The sequence below is a fragment of the Bacteroides sp. 3_2_5 genome, assembly GCF_000159855.2.
Classification (GTDB): domain Bacteria; phylum Bacteroidota; class Bacteroidia; order Bacteroidales; family Bacteroidaceae; genus Bacteroides; species Bacteroides fragilis.
This window is the reverse complement of sequence record NZ_JH636047.1, coordinates 1-20702: the sequence shown is the minus strand read 5'-3', so window position 1 is coordinate 20702 and position 20702 is coordinate 1. Positions and strand designations below refer to the sequence as shown.

14 protein-coding genes are annotated in these 20702 nt (G+C 42.8%); 7 read left to right on the top strand and 7 right to left on the bottom strand.

Translation table 11 applies throughout. The features are described from left to right. Window positions 1–14 precede the first annotated feature (14 nt). Window positions 15–569: an RNA polymerase sigma-70 factor gene (locus BSHG_RS00515; protein WP_005791699.1), complete on the top strand. Its 555-nt coding sequence runs from the start codon at window positions 15–17 to the stop codon at window positions 567–569. Continuing rightward, the gene (locus tag BSHG_RS00520) at window positions 550–1491 is read left to right on the top strand and encodes a FecR family protein (protein WP_008661692.1); all 942 of its coding nucleotides are present in this window, start codon (window positions 550–552) and stop codon (window positions 1489–1491) included. The genes BSHG_RS00515 and BSHG_RS00520 overlap by 20 nt, the downstream gene beginning before the upstream one ends. 122 nt (window positions 1492–1613) lie before the next feature. Here BSHG_RS00520 and BSHG_RS00525 read toward each other — a convergent pair whose 3' ends face one another. Further along, window positions 1614–2486: a hypothetical protein gene (locus BSHG_RS00525; protein ID WP_005791694.1), complete on the bottom strand. Its 873-nt coding sequence runs from the start codon at window positions 2484–2486 to the stop codon at window positions 1614–1616. Between the two features lie 186 nt (window positions 2487–2672). On the opposite strand from BSHG_RS00525, the gene mdh reads away from it, so the two are divergent. The 4 genes from mdh (at window position 2673) to BSHG_RS00545 (ending at window position 9793) form a co-directional block, all read left to right on the top strand. Continuing rightward, a complete protein-coding gene (gene mdh, locus BSHG_RS00530) occupies window positions 2673–3614 on the top strand; it encodes a malate dehydrogenase (protein ID WP_005791692.1) in 942 nt (313 codons plus the stop codon). A gap of 106 nt (window positions 3615–3720) precedes the next feature. Beyond that, window positions 3721–7008, top strand: coding sequence for a S41 family peptidase (locus BSHG_RS00535; protein ID WP_008661691.1), 3288 nt, complete (start codon window positions 3721–3723; stop codon window positions 7006–7008). A 214-nt stretch (window positions 7009–7222) separates the two neighbouring features. Beyond that, window positions 7223–7597, top strand: coding sequence for a BlaI/MecI/CopY family transcriptional regulator (locus BSHG_RS00540; protein WP_005791690.1), 375 nt, complete (start codon window positions 7223–7225; stop codon window positions 7595–7597). A 3-nt stretch (window positions 7598–7600) separates the two neighbouring features. Then, window positions 7601–9793: a M56 family metallopeptidase gene (locus BSHG_RS00545; RefSeq protein ID WP_008661689.1), complete on the top strand. Its 2193-nt coding sequence runs from the start codon at window positions 7601–7603 to the stop codon at window positions 9791–9793. Window positions 9794–9888: 95 nt separating this feature from the next. Here BSHG_RS00545 and BSHG_RS00550 read toward each other — a convergent pair whose 3' ends face one another. The 6 genes from BSHG_RS00550 to BSHG_RS00575 form a co-directional block, all read right to left on the bottom strand. After that, window positions 9889–11925, bottom strand: a complete 2037-nt coding sequence (locus tag BSHG_RS00550; protein ID WP_008661687.1) for a BNR-repeat neuraminidase N-terminal domain-containing protein — start codon at window positions 11923–11925, stop codon at window positions 9889–9891. Between the two features lie 7 nt (window positions 11926–11932). Continuing rightward, a complete protein-coding gene (locus tag BSHG_RS00555; protein WP_005791682.1) occupies window positions 11933–12307 on the bottom strand; it encodes a hypothetical protein in 375 nt (124 codons plus the stop codon). A gap of 37 nt (window positions 12308–12344) precedes the next feature. Beyond that, window positions 12345–13964 (bottom strand): RagB/SusD family nutrient uptake outer membrane protein, encoded by a 1620-nt coding sequence (locus BSHG_RS00560; protein ID WP_008661685.1) that lies wholly within the window; start codon window positions 13962–13964, stop codon window positions 12345–12347. Window positions 13965–13986: 22 nt separating this feature from the next. Further along, a complete protein-coding gene (locus BSHG_RS00565) occupies window positions 13987–17427 on the bottom strand; it encodes a TonB-dependent receptor (RefSeq protein ID WP_005791675.1) in 3441 nt (1146 codons plus the stop codon). Between the two features lie 186 nt (window positions 17428–17613). Continuing rightward, window positions 17614–18582, bottom strand: a complete 969-nt coding sequence (locus BSHG_RS00570) for a FecR family protein (protein WP_005791673.1) — start codon at window positions 18580–18582, stop codon at window positions 17614–17616. Window positions 18583–18655: 73 nt separating this feature from the next. Next, on the bottom strand, window positions 18656–19222 hold the full coding sequence (locus BSHG_RS00575; protein ID WP_005799168.1) for an RNA polymerase sigma-70 factor: 567 nt from the start codon (window positions 19220–19222) through the stop codon (window positions 18656–18658). Window positions 19223–19529: 307 nt separating this feature from the next. Here BSHG_RS00575 and BSHG_RS00580 point away from each other — a divergent pair, with 307 nt between their 5' ends. Further along, entirely contained in the window at window positions 19530–20063 is a 534-nt protein-coding gene (locus tag BSHG_RS00580; protein ID WP_032497521.1) for a PH domain-containing protein, read from the top strand. The last annotated feature ends 639 nt before the right edge of the window (window positions 20064–20702 follow it).

Here is a 20702-nt window from a genome sequence, read left to right as displayed (position 1 = left end):
AATTTTGTCGGCTTATGGCAAAATTAACGATATTCCGGTTTCGTGGACATATTTCACGGGAAGAACGCTTCAGGCAATTGTTTGTGGAGATATATCCCCGCCTGTTGCGTTATGCCATTCAGCTAATGAGCGATCGGGAAGAAGCGAAGGATATTGTTGGCGAAGTGATGGAAGAGGCTTGGAAATGTTTTGATAGACTGGAGGCGGAAACGCAGAACGCTTATTTCTATACAGCTACACGTAATACGTGCCTGAATCGGTTAAAGCACCTGCGTGTGGAACAGCAGCATTTGGATACTTTACGTGAGGTGACCCGGATGGATGTGAATACCGGATATCGGCAGCATGAGGCACAGTTGCAGCAAGCGGAAACGATTGCTTGCAGTCTGTCGGAACCGACGCGTACCATTTTGAGACTTTGTTATTGGGAGAAACTGACCTATCGGCAAGTTGCAGAACGGTTGGAAATAAGTCCGGATACGGTGAAGAAACATATTTCGAAAGCTTTACGGATTTTACGTAATGAAATGAACGGAAAGGAGGAAACAAATGGAACAGAGAGAGGATAATAAAAACGATATAGCCTCCCGTAGGCTCAAAAATCTTTTCGGAGAGGCTCTTGGTGACCTGTCTTCTGTTGAAGAGACGGAAACCGCTTGGCAGGCGTTTGCCTCTCGCCGACGGCAGGAAAGAGTCCGAACTTTGGTATTCGGCTTTGCAGCAGTTGCTTCCGTGGCATTACTTTTGTTTTGGGGCTTTTCTCAGGAAAACTTTCTATCCCAAGAAGTCGAAGTGTTTGCTTCTGTAAATTCGCCTGATAAATTGGTGATGACAGAGGATAAAGGGATCATTGCAGTCAGAACGCCACCCGCTACCACTATTACTATTCATTTGCCTGACAGTACTGAAGTGCTGTTGAACGCCAATAGCCGCTTGGAATACCCGAAAGCGTTTACCGGTGATCTTCGGCGGGTAATGTTGGAAGGTGCTGCGAGATTTAATGTTCAAAGAGATACTTTACATCCCTTTATTGTAGAAACCGGGAGTTTACAAACGCGTGTATTGGGCACGGTATTTGATGTTGATTCCTATGGATGTGGTACGACTTCTAAAGTTGTGCTGTATGAAGGTTCGGTGCAAGTCAGTGATAAAGCCAATACGAAAGCCTGTAAGATAAAGCCGGGTGAACAGGTTTATCTGGATAGAGTAGGTGATATCTGTATTTCTCAGGCTGATATCTGTATGCAAAAGAGTTGGACAGAAGGTCTGTTTATCTTTGATAATGTCACTCTGAGATATGTTATGCAGGAAATCGGGGCTTGGTATAACACAAATATTGTTTTCCGTTCCCATTCTTTGCTGGAGGAACGGATTTATTTTTCTGCCAGTCGTCACCTTCCTGTCGGGGAAATATTAAATGTTTTGAATGATTTGCAAATTGCGAGATTCATAGTGGAAGGGGATAAAATAGTCGTATCACCACTATCCTGAGTTGTTGAAATGGAAAGCATTCAATGAGATAGAATTAAAGTAATAAAGAGGATGTGCCAGAAACCGGTTATTAAGTGACCGGCTTCTGGCACATCCTCTTTAAAGTATATGTTTTTAAAATTTTAGTCCAATGTGAATTTCTGCGACCCAATCATCGTTCCGTCAGCAAAAATATCTACCCGGTAGGCACCGGCATACAAGAACTCTTCTACATCCCAGAATACGTTGATGGTCTGTTCTTCTCCGTTGTATTCGATATATTTTTTGATGGAGTAGGTCAGCGTACGGTTTTCGTAAGGGAATGTGTTTGACGGGCTCTTGGTAAGCGCATCATTATCAGGCTTGGTGATTCGGATATAAAGTGTACGCTCTCCGGTTTCGGCTGTGATATTCTTTACGATGGTGAAGCCGATGGCCAGTTTCACGATATCCTTTACTTTTTTAGCCTTTTTGCCACGTTTGTTACGAGGTTCAATCCAGATATTAGTTGCGTCCAGTTGGGCGGCTAACGTAACTTTTTGATTGAGGTTTTTCTTTTCTTCAGACAAATTGTTGATCTGTCGTGAAGCGGCATTGTATTTTTGCGTTACTTCGGCTATTACTTGCTTTTGCTGGGCAGTCAGTTTGTTTAGTGAGTCAATCTGATTGATGTAACCGATCATTACTTTTCTTAGTGTTGCCAATTCTTTTTTCAGGCGTCTTATCTCTGTGGCATTGCTGCTCTTTACCGTACGGAGCTCTTCAAGAAGGCGTTGCGTTTTGACCTGTTCCTGGGCCAGCAAGTCTGCCAGAGAGTCGTTCGATACGGTCAGTTTTAATTCGTCATATTGCTGTGCGAAGCGAGTGTATTCATTTTCAAGGTCTTCTTTATCCAGTTGGAATTCCTGAACCAGTTCACGGTTAGTCTGTTTTTCAGAGAATAACAGATAGGTAAGACCGATGAGTGCAAGCACCAGAACAGATACGGCAATGATCAGCAGATTCTTTTTATTCATATTCTATAAGGTTGAATGATAAAACGCTGCAAAAGTAATCATTTCAATACAGAGTAACACAGTCTATTCACTTTTCTTTAACTAAAATTATTATGGAAAAATTTCTTTAATTTCGATTATCGTTGTACTTTTGTCGTCACGAAAACGATACGAACTAATTATCAACTTTATTAAAATATAAGTATTATGTCAAAAGTAACCGTAGTAGGCGCAGGTAACGTAGGTGCTACATGTGCAAATGTACTGGCCTTCAATGAAGTGGCAGACGAAGTAGTAATGCTGGACGTAAAAGAAGGCGTTTCAGAAGGTAAAGCAATGGATATGATGCAGACTGCTCAGTTGTTGGGTTTCGACACAACAATCGTTGGTTGCACAAATGATTATGCTCAAACTGCTAACTCTGACGTGGTTGTGATCACTTCTGGTATTCCTCGTAAACCGGGCATGACTCGTGAAGAACTGATCGGTGTAAATGCTGGTATCGTAAAATCAGTAGCAGAAAATCTTTTGAAATACTCTCCGAACGCAATCATCGTAGTTATCTCTAACCCGATGGATACAATGACTTACTTGGCATTGAAATCACTCGGATTGCCGAAAAACCGTGTAATCGGTATGGGCGGTGCTTTGGATAGCTCACGTTTCAAATATTTCTTGTCTCAGGCTTTAGGTTGCAACGCAAACGAAGTAGAAGGTATGGTGATCGGTGGTCACGGTGATACTACTATGATTCCGTTGGCTCGTCTGGCTACTTACAAAGGACAGCCGGTTAGCACATTGCTGAGCGAAGAAAAACTGAACGAAGTAGTTGCTTCTACTATGGTAGGTGGTGCTACTCTGACTAAGTTGCTGGGTACTTCTGCATGGTATGCACCGGGTGCAGCAGGAGCTTATGTAGTAGAATCTATCATCCACAACCAGAAAAAGATGGTTCCTTGCTCAGTAATGCTTGAAGGCGAATATGGCGAATCTGATCTTTGCATCGGTGTTCCTGTAATTCTGGGTAAAAACGGTATCGAAAAAATCGTTGAACTGGAACTGAATGCTGATGAAAAAGCTAAATTTGCTGCCAGTGCCGCTGCTGTTCACAAAACAAATGCTGCTTTGAAAGAAGTTGGCGCTCTCTAATCTGAATGCCGGATTTTTAATCTGAAAATAGAATATGCAGGCCTCACAACTCTTTTTACAAGGGCTGTGGGGTCTTGCTTTTTTTAATATGCTTAAATAATACAAAATGAAAAAACTCTTCATGAGTGCTGTGGCCCTTCTGTTTGCCGGAGCACTTTGGGCACAAGAGAATCCGTTGTGGATGCGTCATTGTGCTATCTCTCCCGATGGAACTACCATTGCATTCACCTACAAAGGTGACATTTTTACAGTCCCCGTATCCGGTGGCAAGGCTACGCAAATCACTACCAATCCAGCTTTTGATACGACACCGATTTGGAGTCCTGATAGTAAGCAGATTGCTTTTGCTTCCGACCGCATGGGAAGTATGGACGTATTTATTGTGTCGAAAGACGGTGGAGAGCCTCGCCGTTTGACAACTTTTTCGGGGGGCGAAACTCCGGTTGCTTTTACTGATGCCGGACATATTTTATTTACTGCCGATATCATGCCTTCTACCGAAGATGCCGGATTCCCTTCAAACGGACAATTTCAGCAGATATATCAGATTCCGGTTTCGGGCGGACGTCCTGTAATGTTCTCGTCCATGCCGATGGAATGTATTTCTATAAATAAAGAAGGAACAATTCTTTATCAGGACAAGAAAGGATACGAAGATTACTGGCGCAAGCATCAGAAGTCACCGATTGCCCGTGATATCTGGATGCTCCGGCCGGGACAGACTCCGCGCTACGAAAAACAGACTACTTTCATTGGTGAAGACCGTGAACCGGTGTGGGCACCGGACGGAAAATCATTTTACTATCTGAGTGAAGAGAATGGAACGTTTAATGTTTACCAGCGTACTCCCGGTTCGGATACATCCAAGCAAGTGACTCACCACAAGCAACATCCGGTGCGCTTTCTCAGTATGGCTTCCAACGGTAACCTTTGTTATGGTTTCGATGGTGAGATCTATACGTTGGCTCCCGGCGGTAAACCGCAGAAAGTTTCTGTAAAGATTCTGTCCGATAGAAATGATAAAGAGCTGATTCGCCAGATTAAGACCAGTGGGGCTACTGAGATGGCTGTTTCTCCGGATGGTAAGGAAGTTGCTTTTATTCTGAGAGGAGATGTGTATGTCACTTCGGTGGAATATAAGACTACTAAACAGGTTACGAACACACCTTGCCAGGAACGGGGTATTGATTTTGCACCCGATGGGCGCACTCTGGTGTATGCTTCGGAACGTGGCGGACTCTGGCAACTCTATACTTCGACTATCGTACGGAAAGACGAAAAACAGTTCACTTATGCTACGGAATTGAAAGAAGAACGTCTGACTAATTCGGATGTCGCTTCATTCAATCCGAAGTATAGTCCGGACGGAAAAGAAATCGCATTTCTTGAAAATCGTACGGCAATCCGCGTCATCAATCTTAAGACTAAGAAGGTACGTACTGTGATGGATGCACAATATCAGTATTCTTATAGTGATGGTGATCAGTGGTTTGAGTGGAGTCCCGATAGTAAATGGATTCTTTCTGAATTTATAGGTATCGGTGGTTGGAATAATAAAGACATTGTGCTTCTGAATGCCGATGGTAAAGGAGAAATGCACAATCTGACCGAGAGTGGATATTCGGATGGAAATGCAAAATGGGTGTTGGGTGGTAAAGCAATGGTGTGGTTCAGTGACCGTGCAGGCTATCGCAGTCATGGTAGTTGGGGCGCTCAGTACGATGCTTACATTATGTTCTTCGATGTAGATGCTTACGACCGTTTCCGCATGAATAAGGAAGATCTTGCTTTGCTTGAAGAGGCAGAGAAAGCTGAAAAGGCCGAGAAAGAAAAAGCAGAAAAGAAAAAGAAAGAGAATAAAAAAGACGATAAGAAAAAAGACGGCAAAGAGAAAAACAAGAAAGATGGGGATGAAGAAAAGAAAGAAGAGGTGAAACCTTTGAAGTTCGATCTCGACAATCGGTTTGACCGTATTGTACGCCTGACCGTCAATTCTTCTTTCATGGGTGATGCTGTATTGACACCGAAAGGTGATAAACTCTATTATCTGGCAGCTTTTGAAAGCGGTTATGATTTGTGGGAACATGATCTGAAAGAGAATTCTACCAAGATTCTGTTGAAAGGTGTTGGAGGCGGTTCGTTATTGCCCGATAAAAAAGGTGAGAACATCTTTATGTGTACCGGTGGGGGTATGAAGAAAATTGAGATAGCCGGTAGTAAAACAACACCGATTGCATTTGAATCTTTCTTTGATTATCAGCCGGGTGGCGAACGTGCTTATATTTTCGATCATGTGTGGCAGCAGGTCGATGATAAGTTTTATGTGAAAGATCTGCAAGGGGTAGATTGGCCTTTGTATAAGAAGAGCTATGAAAAGTTCTTGCCATATATCAATAATAACTACGATTTTGCCGAACTGCTGAGTGAGATGCTTGGTGAGTTGAACGCTTCACATACCGGAGCCCGTTATTCCGGTGCAGGAGGTGCATTAGCAACAGCAGCACTGGGTGTATTCTATGACGATACATATAACGGTGATGGGTTAAAAATAAAAGAAATTATCGAGCAAGGTCCCTTTACATTGAAAAAGACGGATGTGAAGCCGGGTTGCATTATCGAGAAAGTGGACGGTACTCTTATTAAGAAAGGTGAAGACTATTTCCCGTTATTTGAGGGGAAAGTGGGACGCAAGGTGCTGCTCTCTGTCTATGATCCTGCTACAAAAAAGCGTTTTGAAGAGACTGTGAAAGCAATCAGTTATGGCGCGCAGCGTGAATTATTGTATAAACGTTGGGTAGAACGTAATCGCAAGAAAGTAGAAGAATTGTCGGGTGGCCGTTTGGGATATGTGCATATTAAAGGTATGGACAGCCAAAGTTTCCGTAAGATGTATTCTGAATTATTGGGACGCTACCGTAATAAAGAAGCTGTAGTCGTAGATGTCCGTCATAATGGAGGTGGTTGGTTGCACGATGATGTGGTGACGCTTCTGAGTGGAAAAGAATATCAGCGTTTTGTTCCCCGCGGACAGTATATTGGTAGCGATCCGTTCAATAAATGGCTGAAGCCCTCGTGTATGCTGGTTTGTGAAGATAACTATAGTAATGCACATGGTACTCCATATGTTTACAAAACATTAGGTATCGGCAAACTTGTAGGTACTCCGGTGGCCGGAACTATGACAGCTGTGTGGTGGGAACGTCAGATCGATCCGAGTCTTGTATTTGGCATTCCGCAGGTAGGTTGTATGGATATGCAGGGTAATTATCTGGAAAACCATACACTTGAACCGGATGTGTTGATCTATAACGAGCCTGCCGCTTCGTTGAAGGGTGAAGATGCACAATTGAAAGCTGCAGTAGATTGTTTATTGAAAGAACTGCCAAAGAAATAATGATTTAACTATATTGTATATTTGAACTGAGAGGTCGTCTTATTTAAAGGCGGCCTCTTCTTATATGTGAATGTTTTATTAAATATGACTTTTATATGTGAAATACTATAAATATAGTTCTATATCTATATTTATAGTTATATATTTGTGTCATTCCATTCAGGTTGTATCCCAAATACTTGATGAATAGAAGTATAATCTAAAATTACTTGGTATGAATGAACAGAAAGAATTGACAAAAGCAGAACTCCAGATCATGCAGGTGCTTTGGCAGAAAGAAAATGCTTTTGTGAATGAAATCTTGCAGGAGCTGGAAGAACCACGTCCGGCGTATAATACAGTTTCTACCGTGTTGCGTGTGTTGCAAAACAAAGGTTTTGTAGCTTATCGTAGTTTCGGAAAGAATTATCAATATTATCCGTTGGTTTCAAAAGAGAGTTATACTAATCGTTTTATGAATCGGGTTGTGGATAACTTTTTTAGCGGTTCGGTGAAAGCAATGGTTTCGTTCTTTACCAAAAAAGAGAAAATGTCGGTGCAGGAAATCGACGAACTGATTGAAATGCTGAAGGAAAACAAAAAAGAATAAGGTATGATCGATTTTGATTATAGCGAATGGGCTATTCTTCGTTTCATAGGAGCTTCATTTGTGTTATGGCTGTGTTATTACTTGTTGTTCGATCGTAAAGCACCCTTCAACCAATGCCGGAATTATTTGCTGTTTTCGGTGTTGTTGGCCGGGGCAGTATCGGTGTTACGTATTCCGGTTTACCCGGTAGAGGTGGTGAAACCGGTAAAAATGGAACAAATAGTGGTGGCGCAGGAAGCGCAAACGGATAAAGTTTCTTTGATGCAAATAGATAATAATGGGATACAACCGGATACGCTTGCAACAGCAATGCTGACGGATGTGAATGAAGCTGTCACGCATCAGACGGAAGAAGAAATAGTCGAAGAACCTTTTTATGTTTCGTGGAATTATTGGCAAATAGCCTGGATCGTATACGGTTCGGGAGTATTTATCCTTTTGGTGCATTTATTGGTCGAAATGGTGCGGATCTGGCGTTTAAAGCGTTGGGGAACTTGTACTACGGATGCCGATGGGATTTGCATCGTACGTAACAATGAGGTCGTTTCGCCGTTCTCGTTCTACCGGATGATTTTTATCAACCGGAAATTAGAAGGCGAAGTGTTGCGTGTAGTTCTGCTTCATGAAAAGGCGCATATTCGTAATCATCACTATCGGGACACTTTATTTATTGAAGGTTTGTCTATTTTATGTTGGTTTAATCCGTTTGTCTGGCTGGTAAAACGTGAACTGCGAGCCCTCCATGAATTTCAGGTGGATCGTTGTTTGCTTTCCGGCGAGATTGAATTATTTGAATATCAAAGCATCTTATTCGAAGAGTTGATGGGATACAGCCCGAAGGTTGCAAATGGTTTTCATAATTCATTAATTAAAAAACGATTTATCATGATGAAACATCAATATAAAGAACGTTTGGCAGGGGTACGCAAGATAGCGTTGCTTCCTTTATGTATAGGTGTATTGGCTTTATTCTCTTTTACGGAAAGTCCGGTGCTGGTCGAACCCGTATTGCCAATGGTATCTGTGACGATAAAGGCAGAAACTCCGAAAGTCGTATTACCCGAAGTAACAGTAGACAGTTCCGGTAATGAGAAAGACTTTTTATTGCTGGATACTCCAAAGATAGTTCACTATGTACAATCAAGGGATGCTCACATCGTTCAATCCGGGGCCGGACAGCCGCTTGCGCAAGTCTCAATTTTTGTACCGAAGGCTCTGGATACACTTTCGGCAGAGAGCTCGGATGGAACTTTTTCACAGGAGCAAAACATAAATCATACTGTGGATATCGATTTACGGGCTGATCAGGTTGTATTGTCTCGTGCTCCACGTAAAAATAATGCATATGTGCGGTTCATTGAACGGTCTAAAGAAGATACTCGTGTTACTTTGGCTATTCCAATACATTTTGACAGGCATTGGTTGCAATTTGAAAAGGGGTTGTCCATCGTTGACGAAGATTCGAAGGATGTTTACCGTATTCGTTCGGTTACCCGTGGGATTGAGTTAAACCGGGTTTATTGGGTTGTGGGGCAAGAAGGGCAAATGTTGGAATTTACTCTTGTATTTCCTCCCCTTGACCGGAAAGTAAAGACAGTAAGTATCCGGGATTGTTTTCCGGAAGAGAAAGGATTGACGCCGCCCAATGGAGGCGCATGGACGTTGGATAATCTGAAAGTTGATAATTTTCAGCCGACAGCTGTCCGTCAAGCCGAATATGACAGAGAGGGACGACCTCTACGTTCTGATAAATTGGAAGAAGTGACTCTTAATGCGAATCAGCTGTCTGTTTCTTCTCGTCACAATGGTGGAAGAACGCAGATTCAGAAGATTGAAACTTTGCCTGATAAGACGTTGGTTGTTTTGAGTGTACCTATTCATTATGATCGTAATTGGTTAGTCATCAATAAAGGATTGTGTATAGTAGATTGCAAGACTGGTGATGAATATCCGGTTCAGGAAGAAGCACATGGCATTGAAATGAATAAATTGCTGTGGGTGGAAGGTTGTCAGGGGCGCTCTGTTTTACTGACACTTGTGTTTCCAAAACTTCCCAAGAGGGTAAAAACGATTGATTTCTATAACAAGTATCCGGATGCGGGAATTATTTCGCCGACTAACGGAAGCAGTTGGAACTGGTGGAAAATCAAGATAAAAGATTATCAGAAAGAACCCTATAAACGCGTGATTTTGTAGCATGGTGTTCTTATGCTGATAGATTAGGCACGGATGATGCGGATTTCACAAGATTATAAATATCTGTTTTTCGGCTACATCCGTGCCTGTTATTTTTATTCCACTTCGAATACGGTCAGTACTGCTGCATGGTCTGATGCCCATACATAGTCTATTTCAGGAGCAGTACGTACGATCTTGGAAGATAATACTTTGAGTCCTCCTTTATAATAAATGAAGTCAATGCGGGACATTTGCATTTGCCCGTAAATGGCTGCAACTGTACCTCCCTGATAAACAACTTCGTCGGGATTCTTCTCGCGGAAGCTGTCCTTGAAGCCATTCTCCAGCATATAACGAGAGGCCGGGAAAGCTACCGGACCATATCCGTGGTGTAATGGTTTAGCCCGTTCGGTCCAGTCAAGATGGCTGCACGAGTTAAAATCTCCGGTGACAATGACTGGCATGTCCGTTTCAAGGTTCGGGGCTATATCCTTGGTATAGATGTTTCGGATATCGGGTAATGCCAATATGGAATCTTCTGCAACCCATACAGAGGGGTCGAGACCTTTTTCAGCATAGCCGCTAGTATATTCCGGGCGGTAAGCATAGCGCAACCAGCAGTCAACAAACATTATCCGCTTACCATTCGGTAAGGTGATTTTGGCAGGATTCGATTTGAAAGGTTCTCTCCAGGCGATTGCTTCCAATGGGAAACGGCTATACATGGCCAGGTTATCTTTGAGAGAATGTGTCTTGAGGTGGTATCCTAGCGAATCTGCCAGCATTTGTTGGATGCCATAAGCTTCTTGCATCATGATAACGTCTGCACGACTGCTTCGAATCAGATCGAGTACTCGTTGTTGGCCTTCGTTACCCAGATGGATACCTCCGTGCCAGATGTTCCATTGGAGTACTTTTACTATATTGGATTGTGTTTGGTTGTTGCAAGTCACTTGTTTACGTACTTCTTCGGCAGATGTTTCGGGAATAATTTTTTTCCCGTTCAACTTGAAGAAAGGTACTGAGGCATATAAGGTATGTCCGGGAGTTGCTTTGGAGCGGACATCGAATGTGAGAAGAAAATAGTTGATGCCCGGTTGCAGCAGAATCTCTTCTCCGTGAGTGGGACGGAGTGTCAATGACTGTTCGGGAGTATGTCCGTTGCCGAACAGCTCTTTGCGCTGTGTGGAACGTGCTTCACTACCGGTAGAATAGATATGGATTTGCTCAATGTCTGCAAGGTCGGTAGTTCCGGTGAAGTCAAGTTTCAGTTCCGTTAGTTTCAGTGGGTTTTTGGAACCTTGTACGGCAATCCTCAGTTTTAGCGCCTGGTCGTTTTTACTTCCCTGATCAGCATCCCATTCACTTTGGATAATCACGGCATTGAACAACTGTTGGTTTCCGTCAAACTCTTTAAAAGCAGGGTTGTCGTTGGGGACTGCATGTGCCAGTGGAGCTTTTTCGTTGTATTTGTTACGTCCGTTACGGATGTGATAAGCCTGATGTCCTTTACCTACCCAATTGACAGATGTTTCATCTTTCAGGTCATCGAAGTTATAATATCCCCACAAAGATTTAAATGCCGGGTGAGTGGCTTCTACCGGACGGTTCATCCAACGACGGATGGTTTGCTCCGGAAGTGCGCTGCGCCAGACACGTACTTCGTCGATTAATCCCCCGAAAGTATAATATACGTCATGCACTCCGATGGCTCCGGGAAGAATAGCTGTCGCCGTGTCAGCTTTGTCTACTTGTTTACCGTCAAGATAGAGGATGGTTTGCTTTCCGTCACAGGTCAGTGCCACGTGGTGCCATTGGTCATCCAGTGTTTGGGGTGATGAGAGATTGGCACGGCTAGAGTGAATCTTGCCTTCTTTCACAACCAAAGGCAGATAATCCACCCAGTTCAGTTCACTATATTCTCCTCCTCCGATGATTACTTCGAGACTATCCCATTGGCAATCATCCCCTTTAATCCAGGATTCCAGTGTCCACGAAGGTTCCAATATTCCCATACCTGTCCGTACATTATTATCTTTCCCGTCGAGGTGGAGGGCGAGGTTAGACTTTCCGCCTTTTAAGGCGGAAAGTGCACCCTGCATCTGCAGAGAGGAGCAGATGCAGAGGATAAGTATTATTACATATTTCATTATGCGGTTACTTGGTTTTGAAAATTACGGTCCATGGTTTCGAACGTTTGCCACTGGCCGAGGTTACAGTAAATTCTTTGTTCAGCCCGCTCCAGTCCTGATAACCTCCGAGTGCGGGAGACAAGGTAGCTCCGGAAGAGAGGGTGCAGGTGGCAAAGACATTAGACAGATCGGTACCTTCATCTACCGTAATGGTAACGACTCCTTCATCCGAAAGAATAACAGGAGTACCGACTTCTTCTTTATCCTGATTATAAACTTTAAATGTCAATATCTCCGTTTTATCATAATTCGGTACGTCCGGTATGTCGGGTTGTTCACATGAAACAAAGAGGCAGCCGGCAATGAAGCAGCAAATCAGTATAGAAATTATCTTATTCATAATTATGCTATATTTAAAAGTGTGATGAAATCAATCGTTAATATCCCGGATTTTGTTTTAGAACGCTGGAGCGGACAATCTCGTCATGAGGTACCGGTGTCAGGTATAACCGGTCATTCCAGGTACGAATGTCCGTCTTGGTAACTTTAAATTCTGTAGGAGAAACAAAACGTACTCCGTGCAGGGTGATCTGTGTCTCGGGGCCGATCTTCCAGCGACGGACGTCGTAGAAGCGTTGTTCTTCGAAGGCAAATTCGATACGGCGTTCTTTTCGGATCAATTCACGTAATTTTTCCGGATCCGATTCGGTGAGGTCCGGTAATCCCACTCGTTGACGAATCATATTGACTGCTTTCCGTGCGCCTTCCACATCGCCTGTTTCAAGGCGCGCTTCTGCATCATTCAGATAAATCTCTGCATAACGGAGTATGATCCAGTTAGTACTGAAGTCCGGGCTGCCGGCACCTGCGTACGGATAGTTATAGTTGTCATAATCAATCCATTTCCAGACATTATATCCGGTAAGGGAACCGTCTCCCTTGTCAGGAGTATCCATCAGATAGCGGTCTACTGTCACGGCACCTTTATCTGCATTAAAGAAAATTTGCGAACCGTGGAACACGATGTTTGCATAGAATCGTGGTTCCCGTCCCTCGTAAATACCGCAAGTGTTTATATCGAATACCTGATCGGCAGGAGCTTGAGAGTATTGTGTAGCGGGAGTACCGTCTGCCATTTCAAATGCGTCAATCAGTTCCTGAGTAGGACCGAGTCCACCCCATCCGCGATCACCGTATTTATCGTTGATATACGTCACCATGTTACACACCATCATGTTGTTGTATACGTCCGGGCTTTTGTATTGTACATCGAAAATAATTTCCTTGTTATCTTTATTGGTAGTCCACCAGATAGAGCGATATTTCTCCGGGGTGGTTCCATCTACCAGTTCATATCCCAATTTATATACTTCGGCACAACTTTTGATAACGTCTTCATATCGTTTGTCATACAACTCTACTCTTGATTTCAGTGCATAAGCGGCACCTTTGGTAGCCCGGCCTTTTTCTCTCGAACCATACGAGGCAGGCAACATTTCTGTTGCTTTTTTGAGGTCTTCCAGAATGAAGTCATAGCATTCTTTCTCAGATGAACGGGGGATTTCCCAGTTATCTTCCATGGTGAGCACTTTATCCAACAAGATCACTCCTCCATAGCGCTTTACCATTTCGAAATAGAACATGGCGCGCAAGAAATGAACTTCTCCTGTTAGCCTTGACTTCTCACTTTCTTCGATGGTCGATGTACCGATTCGTTCGAAGAAACGGTTGCATTTACGTACTTTTACGTAATAATCTTCCCATACGTCGTCATCTTGCGGATCGGAAGCACTGACCATGTCATAGTTGAACTTAAACCAGCTTGCACGGTATTTATCACGCTGTGCCGAGACGGAATTGTCGCTGCGGTTTTCTTGTAGTTGCAGTCCGTCTACGGAGATTTCGCTATATAGATCGTTTACGTAATATTTCACCAGTGTTTCGTCCGACCAGAAGGAGTCGTCCGCTATTTCGTCCAGTGGAGCTTTGTTCAGTACATCGCACGAACAGAAGAGCAATACAAATAAGCAAAACAGGGCTGTATTTATCTTTTTCATAATCACGTTTCAATTTTTAAGTTTAGAATGTAATGTTAGCACCAAACACAAAGGTTTTCATTTGAGGATAAGCGCTTCCGTCGGTGGAACGCAATTCTGGGTCGAAGTACTTGATCTGCGACCAGGTCAGCAGGTTGGAGCCGCTGAAGTAGAGGCGCAGTCCCTGAATTTCCGATACCTTGGATAACAGTAACTTCTTGAAGTCATAACCTATTTCTACATTTTTCAGACGGAGGTATGAACCGTTACGCATCCAGAAAGAAGAGAACAATTGGTTATTGGCATTGCCTCCATAGTACAAGCGTGGAAATTCAGCTTTCGGATTTTCGGGTGTCCACGTGTTGCCGATGTGATGTTCGAGCAGGGCTCCTCCGCGTCCTTCGATGTATGGGAAGGCCAGGTAACCATTGTAATAAAAGTCTGCCAGTGCTGCTCCCTGGAAGAAGAAGGTTATGTCAAAACCTTTCCATTCGGCATTCAGATTGAGTCCGTATACCAATTCCGGATAGTTGCTGCGTCCGATAGCTATTTCATCTTCCGCATCGATGATACCGTCGCCGTTCTGGTCTTTGTATTTGATATCACCCGCCTTTGCTTTGCCGAATTGCGGTTGAGGCCAGTTGTTGGCTTCTTCGTCCGACTGGAATAATCCCAATGCTTCATAACCGAAATATTGGCTCATAGAGTGTCCCGTGCTGCGCTGTCTCGGATTGTTTTTCTCACCGGCCGGCTCCAGCAGGTCAATGACTTTGTTTCTAGCCCAAGTCAGATTGCCTGCAATAGAATAGTTGAAGTCGCGCAGGTGATTGCGATGTGTGATATTCAGGTCGATACCTCTGTTGTCTACTTTACCTACATTGGCTGCCGGCAATTTATATCCCAGGATGGCCGGCATATCCGTACGTTCGCGCAGGATGTCGTTTGTCTTTTTATAGAACCAGTCTGCTTCCAGATTAAGTTTTCCGTTAAAGAACGAAGCATCTATACCGATATTGAACATTTCAGAAGTTTCCCAAGTGATATTGGGGTTCGGGAAACGGGTTTCAGTATATCCCGGGGCTATTTCCGGATTCTGACCACCAAATACGGCATCACCGCCGGTACCATAAGCGGACATATACTGGAATTGACCGATGTTGTCTGTTCCGGCGCGTCCCCATGAAGTTCTTAACTTCAGGTTGCTGAGTACTCCGGAGAAAGGTTCCATGAAAGGTTCTGCCGATATGCGCCAAGCTGCCGATACAGATGGGAAGAAACCATAGCGCTTGCTTTTCGGGAATTTTTCCGAACCATCGAGACGACCGTTAGCCTCCAGCATATATTTCTCTTTGTAGTTGTAAGTCAGACGGAAGACCGAACCTACTTTACCGGTTTCGGAGGCACTGCCGCTGTTGTCTTTGTCTTTGTCCGGTCCGGCAAACAATTGCTGGATAGAATAGATACGATATTTTGTGCGTGAAGCCCAGAAATTCTCGTCTGCCCCTTCCGAACGTGAGAACACGAATAATGCTCCCAATTGGTGATCTTGTGCAATGGTCTTGTTGTAAGCTGCCTGGAACTCGAATGTCATGGCTTGACTGGTTGAGTATGTCTGTTTTAGTTCGGCACCTTCACGGTTAGGTGAATGTCCGTCATATTCTCCTGTAATTTTGTTCCATACATAGAAGTCTACCGGAGTAGTCCATCTTTTGATGCTATTGAATATTTTATCGTAGGAGAAAATACCTTTCAGGTTCAAGCCCTCGAGTCCCGGAACATTGAAGTCCAGCATGAAGCGTGTGTTCAATACACTTTTACGGTCTTTCACCCAACCACCTTCGGTAGCCAGTCCGATAGGATTCACACCCAGTGACACTTTACCCAGGTTGCCGTCAGGAAAGCGTCCCGGGTCGGTCTGCGGGTTACGGTGCATATTGTTGAATACATCCGAAGTACTGCCTGCAATACTGTTCCGGTCTTCCTGACGATAAGCCATGTCTGCCGATAAATTCAGATATTTGTCTACAATGTTGGCGTCTATATTAACACGTGCATTGTATCGGTTGAAGCCGGATGTTGATTTATTGGTGCGTGTGTCGCCATAGAGAGCATCCTGCTTCACGTAGCCGAATCCTGCAAAATATTTCACCTTATCCGAACCGCCGCTTGCTGTCAGACTGTGCATTTGCTGCCAGGCACGCGGAAGCAATACTTCTTTGTTCCAGTCCGTATTGGGATAACCGTAAGGGTCGGAACCGTCTCTGAACTTCTGCAACTCTTCTTCAGTATAAATGCCATACATACCCGGATCTTCGCCCAAGTCCATTTCTTTGTTGCGCCATGCATCGTTCATAAAGCGGGCATGGTCATAAGAACTGGCTATTTCGGGCATACGGGTAGGGGTACCAAATCCTATTTTGAAGTTATAGTCTACCTGTGCTTTACCGCTTTTACCACGTTTAGTGGTGATCAGGATTACGCCATTGGCTCCTCGTGCACCATAAGGAGCTACTGCAGAAGCGTCCTTCAGTACAGTCATACTTTCTATTTCGCTGGGGTCGAGTTGCGACATGCTACGTCCGATGATGCCGTCCACTACGATCAGGGGAGAAGAGGAAGTAGGCGAACTGGATCCACGGATGATGATGGTCGGATCGTCATATCCGGCCTCGCCACCGGTCTGCTGAATCAATACGCCGCTGACGCGTCCGCCGAGTGAAGAAGCCAGGTTGGCGGTTGGCACATTTTTAAGTGAAGATACTTTTAGTGTAGAAGCCGAAGCGGTTACAGTTTGCTTTTTCTGAGAACCGTAGCCTACAACTACCACTTCATCTAGGGTTTTAGTATCTTCTTTCATCTGAATGTTGAAAGATGCTTTTCCATTCACAGGTATTTCCTGAGTCAGATATCCGATATACGAAATTACTAATACAGCCTTTTCCGGCACTTCCAATGTGAAGTTTCCTTCTATGTCCGTGATATCTCCTGTTCCCGGCTGCCCCTTTAGTGAGATATTGGCTCCGATAATCGGCTCACCGACCTGATCGATTACTACACCCTTAATTTTAATTTTTCGTTCCTGCTGGGTGACCATGGTCTCAGGAGCTTTCTCTTTGTCTACGTAAAGAGAAATGTAGTTATTAGAGAATTTATACGTCAACTTTTTGTTTCTGAGCGCCGTTGTCAGGATTTCCTTTACCGTAGCACTGGTGTTTTTTACCTCTATTTTCTGAGAAAGGTCAATTTCTGCATCACGATACATGAACAGATAATTAGTCTGTTTTTCGATTTCGCGCATCAATTCGCCGAAAGTCAGGCTACTCTTAGAAAGAGTCACACGGACCTCTTGCGATTTTACGTTACCAGCCTGAAGCTGAAAGAGAAAAACGAATATAAAGAACACGGACAGTTTCATAATTCGTATAATATGTGTTAATTCAAGTTGTTGATGGACATACCATTTCTGCAACAAGTTTTTTTTCATAACTTTGTCGTACGTTTAAAGATTAATACTATAGGTCTGTTTCGAGATGGATAAAGATAGTATTGACTCTTTTGGGGGTGAGTGTTGGTAGCGCTCACCCTTTTTTGTCGCACTATCTATTTTGTTTGGATGGGGGATATTTTAAGTCATAGCGCTGATCTGTTTTAAAAGGTTAGACATGGGTATTTAGTAAATCTCATAATGTTCATCATCTGTTTTTTTGAATTTAAAAGGATATACTCCCTGCAAGGCTATCAGGATATTATCCACATCTTCGCTTTGTCGGATTTTGCCTGAGATTCGTTCGTCCAGTTTCACGTCTCCGGTAAAATTGAATTGCACATTGTACCATAGGGTCAGATAGCTCAGGATTTCTCCGAAAGGCTTTGAGCGAAAGCTGAAAATACCACTCTTCAGGTATTCTTCATTGTCGAAGTTGGAAGTAGACACTACCATGCGGTTGTTTACTAACGATACTTTTTCGTGTGGGTTCAGATAGACTTTCTCGTTTTTATTATTTTTGTTATAAACCAATACACGCCCTTCTACGAGGCAGGTTTCAAACTTACTCTCTTTTCCTGCATAGGCGAATACGTTGAACCGGGTACCTAATACCTGTATATTGAACAACTGTGTCTTCACGATAAAAGGTTTCTTGGCATTCTTGGTAACTTCGAAATATCCTTCACCGTTCAATTCCACCATACGGTTTTTCCGGTTGAATTCATTGGGGATTTTGATTTTGCTCTGTGGGCTTAACCATACGGAAGTACCATCCGGAAGGGTCATGTTCACTCGTTGCCCTTTGGGAACATTGATCTCCGTATATTGTTTTTTTTGCTCTTTTTGTGTATACCAGTTAGCGATAAACCAAGTAGTGGAAATAAGCAAAACAATCATAGCCGCATATTTAAAGAACCCTATACGGAATCGATGTACAGAACGGCGTTTCAGACGTTTATCGAACTCTGCTATACCCCTTACAGTCTTTTGAGGGTCTCCTTCCTGTGCCATCAGTCCGGAGACAGCCCATACTGCCTTCATGCGTGCGAATTCTTTTTTAGCTTCCGGATTATCTCGGAGTTTATTCAGAAATTCTGTTTTTTCGGTGGCAGACAGGGTGCCTGCGAAATATTTTTCTAATTCATCATTCATGGTTCCTTGAGTGGTTTTATAGTAAAGACAATCGAGAATGCATTTACCACCAAAGGAAATACAAAAAAAAGTATTAAATGATAAAAACCAGTAAAGGAAGATATTCTTTGAGTTCTGATCTGAGTTTGCGAAGTGCGATAGATATCTGATTTTCAACGGTGTTTACGGATATATCCAGGCGTTCGGCTATTTCTTTATATTTTAATCCTTCTATGCGACTGAGCAAAAAGATTTCTCTGCAACGTTCGGGCAGCTTTTGCATCGTTCGGCTCAACAGGTTTTCTACTTCCGAAATAGAGGAAACAGCTTCGTCAAATTGTTCCAAAGCATATAGGTTCAATTGAGACTCCAGTTCTTCGTCTGCTTTGAGCGAACAGGTTTTGGCCTGGATATACGACTGATGTTTCAGAAAGTTCAGACATCTGTTTTTGATAAGAGTAAAAAGAAAGGCATCCAGATGGTCTATATCTTCCAATAACTCCAGATGTTCCCATAGGTAAAGGAAGGTATCTTGCACTATGTTTTCTGCATCCTCTTCCGCAATAACATAGGTTTGCGAGAAACGAAGCATTCTCACATAATATATAGAATATATGTCTGAAAAACTTTTTTGTGTTTTCAGTAGATGATTAGATTGCATTCTGCTTATCGAACTTGTTTCTTTTATCTATAGTATAAGATACGTTTAAAATGCAAATATAACTAAATTGTTTGCAATGTGAGAGAGTAGTTTTAATTTTTATTTTGTTTATTGTGGAGCATCTTTTTTGAAGTTCGTTTAAGTTCTATTGTTTATAGCACTTAACACATAGGGGATTATGAAAACTAGGCGAAACACATCTTTCAGGATTAGTAATAATCGAGTGGGAGAGTTTATAATTCGGTCCGGTTCAAAAAATACTTTAGATTGAAGAACCGCTATTTGATTTTTTTTTATCTTTGTACTTATGGAAAAATATTATAGCACAAACTGTCCGATTAATACGACCACAATTATTAAGACCATAATTGTTGCGATGCTTTTCATTATCGCAGCTATTATAGTATTTGCCAGTGGAGGATATTGGTTAGGAATTAGCATAATATTACTGCTGTTAGTTATCATGGTTGTAACCTATTTTTGTATTCCTCGGAAAATTATTGTGACCGATACGGATATTGTGCTTTATAATCATGGATTTAAAAGAAAAATTCCCAAGTGCGATATATTGAAAGCAAGAAGCGTCACTGCAAAGGACAGAAATGGTCTGTGGCGTAAGTTTGCAGTTGAAGGTGTTTGGGGGTATTGTGGTATTTATGCTTCAAAAATACACAAGAACCTTTATATCTATGCTTCTCAAAATAAGAACTGGATTTTGATTGAAACTGAAAGAAAGAATTATATTGTATCACCGGAAAATCTGGATATAATAGATGTGATAAATAAATGGTACTATCTACAATTTAGTGGCTACTGGAGCACTTTTAAGATTAGTTTTTAAGCAATGTCCTGTGGGTTTTAATAGTAAGCTCCTCTCGCTTCCATTCCCAACCTTGCTTTTTAAAATTCCCTGCCCCCATACTTGCTTTAATCACAACTATCCCTTTCGGACCGGCACTTATCCCTTTTCCCAGAAAATACCCCCTTTTTTCTCTATTTCCTTCATTTTCAATCCTTTTTCTCCTTTTGTTTTTCCTCTTCCTATAACTTGATTTAACCCTCTGTTAAATCAAGCCTTTTGTTTCCAAATAACAAGTCTTTTCGATGCAAAAGCTTTGTTCTTTCCGCCCCTGAAATAAATCTCTCCCCAACCGCATTAACAATGTTAACGCGGGCTTCCGTTCAATTTTTGTTTGACTCCTGTCTGATTCCCGTTCAATTCCCGCCAAGGTCCCACCGAGTTTTTTGCTTAAACCCCGTTTAATTTCCGTCAAGTTCCCGCTAAATTCCCTATTTTCTCCTCAATTTCCTCCCGCAAACACTTCTCCTTCTCCCTTTCTCGGCAAATCCCCTTTTCCCTCTCCCCTATAAATTTCCCCTATATAATATAATAATGTGTCCCTTTCCTTCCCCGACCTTTCCCTTTTCCATAATCAATTATCAGAACCTTCCTCTTCCTCAGCCCTTTACGTTTTTTATT